Origin of the sequence: Acinetobacter sp. UBA3025 (assembly GCF_002367915.1) — a bacterium.
Classification (GTDB): domain Bacteria; phylum Pseudomonadota; class Gammaproteobacteria; order Pseudomonadales; family Moraxellaceae; genus Acinetobacter.
This window is the reverse complement of the sequence record NZ_DFDO01000054.1, coordinates 1-4,291: the sequence shown is the minus strand read 5'-3', so window position 1 is coordinate 4,291 and position 4,291 is coordinate 1. Positions and strand designations below refer to the sequence as shown.

Genomic DNA, 4,291 nt, shown 5'->3' with positions numbered 1-4,291 from the left:
GACGCAGGCGTTGTGAATACTCCTGACTGGAGATCTGACCGGTATCCCTAACTCGTGGATTAACATGTGCACGCTGATACCAGGTTTGTATATCCCAGCGTTGATCTAGCGCTTTTAAATCATATAAATAATCAGGTAAATACCCAGAAGCCAGCAAGCGGTAATCTGAAGGAAGCTGTTGTTGAGATACTGCCTGAGCCATATCAAAGACCAGAGTCGTGCAGTTACTGCTCAGGGTGTTATACCATTTAGGCTCTTTGGCCAGTTCATCAGCTTTACGCAGATATTCTTTAAATAGGGCTTGAGCTTCTGCTTGTGGCATTTTTACCGGAAAAAAATAGACCTGCTCGCCACGAATATTGCTACGCGTATATACAATGTCTTTTTCATCTGAGGCGACCAGACTTAGTTCATATTTTCGGAAGAAGCCGCCAATGGCAGAAAATTTTTCATCCTTTTCTTTGCGAATTTCGATCGAGAAGGCGAGTGGTTTCTGATTGGCAAAATCAAAACTGACCAGCGTATGGGCAATTTTAGGCCCCATCCAGTAGGAGGTAATGATGTTTACCCCAGTAATGTCGTTCAGATCAAAACTGCGGCTTTCCCAGCGTTCGGTATACTGACCCTCTGCTTGCCAGTCAAAATTACGGATATTGTGCAAGGTGACTTGATTGCCTTGCTGCTCATAGGAGAGCAGTCGGGAAACTTCAGGATTCCAGTCACGATCCTGACGAGGCTCCATGCTTAAATAAGCCAGTAAGCTGAACAGAAAGGCCAGCAGATAAAGCACCGTATCCACCTGGTGGGAAATCAGATGCTTGGTGAAGTAAATGCCCAAGACCACACAGGCAAACACAAGCCAGAGACCGATCAGAATGATGCTGCCAATTTTGCCCAAGGGTTGTTGCACCCAGAGCATCAGGCTTAGCCAGAGACTTGAACACAGGACAAATAAACTAAACAGACTCCCTAATAACCACAGGCTCCAATGCTTTTCTGAATTGTCTTGTCCTTGCATGTTCAATCTTTTATAGAAAATAGGCTTTATTTTCTGTATGTTGCGAACTCAAATGCAATACCGGTTTTGTCATCGATATGTTGTTCTGATGCAACTTTTTTGAACTGGGCCGGAATTTCCGGATAGTAGGCGTGACCTTGCACATCCAGTTCAACATGGGTCAGTTCCAGACGATCAGCGATCTCCAGAGTCTGTTTAAAGATTTCACCACCGCCAATAATAAAAATAGCATTCGGTTTTTCTGAAGTCTGCACATCGGCCACGGCTTGAGTCAAGGCATCTTCAATCGTATGCGCGACTTTGACGCCTTCAAAAGACCAGTCAGGATCGCGGGTAATCACCCAGTTCACACGTTTAGGCAGCGCACGGCCCATCGACTCAAGCGTTTTACGGCCCATGACAATCACGCCACCCTGGGTAATTTCCTTAAAGTGCTTGAGATCTGCTGAGATATGCCAAGGCAGATCATTGTCTTTACCAATACAGCGCTGCTGATCCATTGCCACGACATGAACGACTTCTAAATCCTGAAATGCCATACCCATACTCAAAAACAGATAAAAATTATTGCTATTAAAATGCAAAATCCCACTTTAAGCAAAGTGGGATTTGAATATTTTCCGGGGCTTAACCAGAATTAAACTGCAACTGGTGCTTTAATTCCTGGATGTGATTCATAACCGACAATTTCAATATCTTCAAATTTGAAATCAAACAGGTCTTTAACTTCAGGATTCAGTTTTAACTGGCACAGGCCTAAAGGCTCACGACTGAGTTGAAGTTTGGCCTGTTCAAAATGATTGGCATATAAATGCGTATCACCACCCGTCCAGACAAAATCACCGACATCCAGATCACACACCTGTGCAATCATATGAGTCAATAGAGCATAGCTAGCAATATTAAATGGAACGCCAAGAAATACGTCAGCACTACGTTGATAAAGCTGGCAAGACAATTTGCCATTATGTACAAAGAACTGGAACAGGGTATGGCAAGGCGGTAAAGCCACCTGACTCGCTTCATTCGGATTCCAGCCCGATACAATCAGACGGCGTGAATTCGGATTGGTCTTGATCTCATTGATCAGCCATTTGATCTGGTCAAAACCATCCTGATTGTAGCTGCCATCTGCATTTTGAGTGGCACCAAAATTACGCCATTGATGGCCATAGACTGGACCAAGCTCACCTTCCGGACGGCCAAAACGTGCAGTCTGTTCTGCAGTTGCCCATTCATCCCAGATGGTGACTTTATTGTCCTGAAGATACTTTACATGGGTATCACCTTTCAGGAACCACAGCAGTTCAATCACGATCGAACGAAAATGAACTTTTTTGGTGGTGAGTAAAGGGAAACCCTTGGAAAGATCAAAGCGCATCTGATGACCAAATACCGAGCGTGTACCTGTGCCGGTACGGTCGCCTTTATCGCCGCCGTTGTCGAGGATATGTTGTAAAAGGTCAAGATATTGGCGCATAGGTCTCTCTTAAAATCTGTTGCAAATTGCTTTTCTTTGAATTGGGCAATTTAAAATTGCGCTCATCATAACATTTTTTTGAGCACTTCCGCATAGCAGTGAAAATGATTAAACATAAGAGAAAAGGGCATAAAAAAGCATCCATGATGGATGCTTTTTTATCATCTTTTTTAAGCTGTTGGCTTACCGGTATGTACCGTATGGATCAGATCAGACAGGTCATAACCCAGAGATTTAGCATAGGCCAGATATTCCTGTTTGGTTGCTTCATCCAGTGTCGGCTTACGATGCAGGAGCCATAGATATTTCATGTTTGGCTCACCAACCAATGCAGTTTCATAATTGTCATCCAGTTTGAGAATCCAGTAATCCCCTTTGGTAAAAGGTACCCAGCGCAAACCTTCAGGCAAGAAACTGACTTCCAGTTTCCCATGCTCAGCATCCACAATGGTGGCTTCCCCAATAGATTCATCCAGTTTGCCCGCACCATCCAGACAACGGTTCTGGACGCGGACTGTGCCATTTTCATTCAGGCTGTAGGCTGCGGAAATATCAGTACTGTCTTCAGGTTGGTATTTCATAGGCAGACGGGCAATTTCGTACCAGATCCCTAAATATTGTTCTAAATTGAAATTTGAAATAGTCTTTACATCATGACTCATATTTTTCTTCCTCATCATCTCAATTTAAATTTACTAAATCAGTCTAATACGAGAGTTGTTAGCCGGAATGATGTAATCCTGTAGTGAAATGTTGACTTTATTATCGTGAGTAAAATTACAGATTTAGTCAGAAAGGCGCTCAAATATTGATTTAGAAATAGTCTAAGCAGAACTGCTAATTAATTTGAAAAGTAGTGAATTTATAACTTTTTTGTGAAAATTGTAAATTTTATAAATCTAAAAGAAAGAACAAGTTAAGTAAAATTAAACAAATGCGGAAAAATATATTTACATTTTTAACGTGAAAAGTAACATTTAACCGTCTAGTATTCACCGCGTGTTGAAGATTTGAAAGCCAAACTTACAGGCGAGGAGTACTTGGTCCAATATGATTTATGATCATCAAGTGAATATGAGCGAAGTGCATGCTCCTGTTCAAGCGAACGTCATAATTCGTTCCCAATCGGGACAAAATTCCAAACGTCAGCCTCAGCGCTATACCTCTGTGTCAGCTCGTAACAAAAGCTCTGAATCTCGCAAGACTTTCGGTGCGATGAACGGCCAGCGTTTCGATATTGAAAAATTCACCAGCTATCTGCAAGGCATTACCCGCAGTACTAGTACACAGAAATGTGCACGCAGTATTCGCGTCGGTTTGCAGTCTTCAGGCGCAAAAATTGTGAATCATCCTGTTGCCGCAGCTGACTGGGGCAATACCCTCCAGCAATTAGGCTATCGAAAAATCAACCTGTCTTTTGACCGTCCGAAAAAAGGTGATATCTACATTATCGACCGGACCTCACAGCATCAGTATGGTCATATTGCAGCATATTCTGGTTCGGCCTGGGTTTCTGATTTTAAACAGAATGGCTATGCGGTCTATCGTAATTCCGATGTGAAATATACGTATTACCGTCTAGATTCATATCTTTAAATCAGACGCTGAAAATTTCAGAACTTAAAAATGAAAGTCGCGAAATGGTTCAATCTTCGAAGCGTTTCGCACGTTTATTATAAATCGACAAGATAAACAGTCCAATCGCCACAAAACCCAAGCATTGTAGACCTAGCGCTATAGTTTCCCAGATTTCACCCGTTTTAGGTAAATAACCGATCAGGCTAATTACTGCC

General features: G+C 42.5%; 5 protein-coding genes. 1 reads left to right on the top strand and 4 read right to left on the bottom strand.

Annotation, left to right across the window (positions count from 1 at the left end):
- The 4 genes from B4J23_RS02195 to B4J23_RS02180 form a co-directional block, all read right to left on the bottom strand.
- A partial coding sequence (locus B4J23_RS02195; RefSeq protein ID WP_291358639.1) for a DUF4105 domain-containing protein occupies positions 1–1,018 on the bottom strand: 1,018 nt, incomplete at its 3' end.
- A 26-nt stretch (positions 1,019–1,044) separates the two neighbouring features.
- A complete protein-coding gene (gene dfrA40, locus B4J23_RS02190; RefSeq protein WP_179993111.1) occupies positions 1,045–1,557 on the bottom strand; it encodes a trimethoprim-resistant dihydrofolate reductase DfrA40 in 513 nt (170 codons plus the stop codon).
- 98 nt (positions 1,558–1,655) lie between these two features.
- Complete coding sequence (gene thyA, locus B4J23_RS02185) at positions 1,656–2,498, bottom strand: thymidylate synthase (RefSeq protein WP_034169878.1); 843 nt, start codon at positions 2,496–2,498, stop codon at positions 1,656–1,658.
- Positions 2,499–2,668: 170 nt separating this feature from the next.
- Positions 2,669–3,160, bottom strand: coding sequence for a lipocalin family protein (locus tag B4J23_RS02180; protein WP_291358638.1), 492 nt, complete (start codon positions 3,158–3,160; stop codon positions 2,669–2,671).
- A 388-nt stretch (positions 3,161–3,548) separates the two neighbouring features.
- Between B4J23_RS02180 and B4J23_RS02175 the strand changes: the two genes are divergently transcribed.
- Positions 3,549–4,094, top strand: a complete 546-nt coding sequence (locus B4J23_RS02175) for a CHAP domain-containing protein (RefSeq protein ID WP_179992412.1) — start codon at positions 3,549–3,551, stop codon at positions 4,092–4,094.
- The last annotated feature ends 197 nt before the right edge of the window (positions 4,095–4,291 follow it).

Coding starts and splice junctions, on each gene's coding strand:
- dfrA40 (WP_179993111.1), bottom strand. CDS start 1,557: ATGGCATTTCAGGATTTAGAAGTCGTTCATGTCGTGGCAATGGATCAG.
- thyA (WP_034169878.1), bottom strand. CDS start 2,498: ATGCGCCAATATCTTGACCTTTTACAACATATCCTCGACAACGGCGGC.
- B4J23_RS02180 (WP_291358638.1), bottom strand. CDS start 3,160: ATGAGTCATGATGTAAAGACTATTTCAAATTTCAATTTAGAACAATAT.
- B4J23_RS02175 (WP_179992412.1), top strand. CDS start 3,549: ATGATTTATGATCATCAAGTGAATATGAGCGAAGTGCATGCTCCTGTT.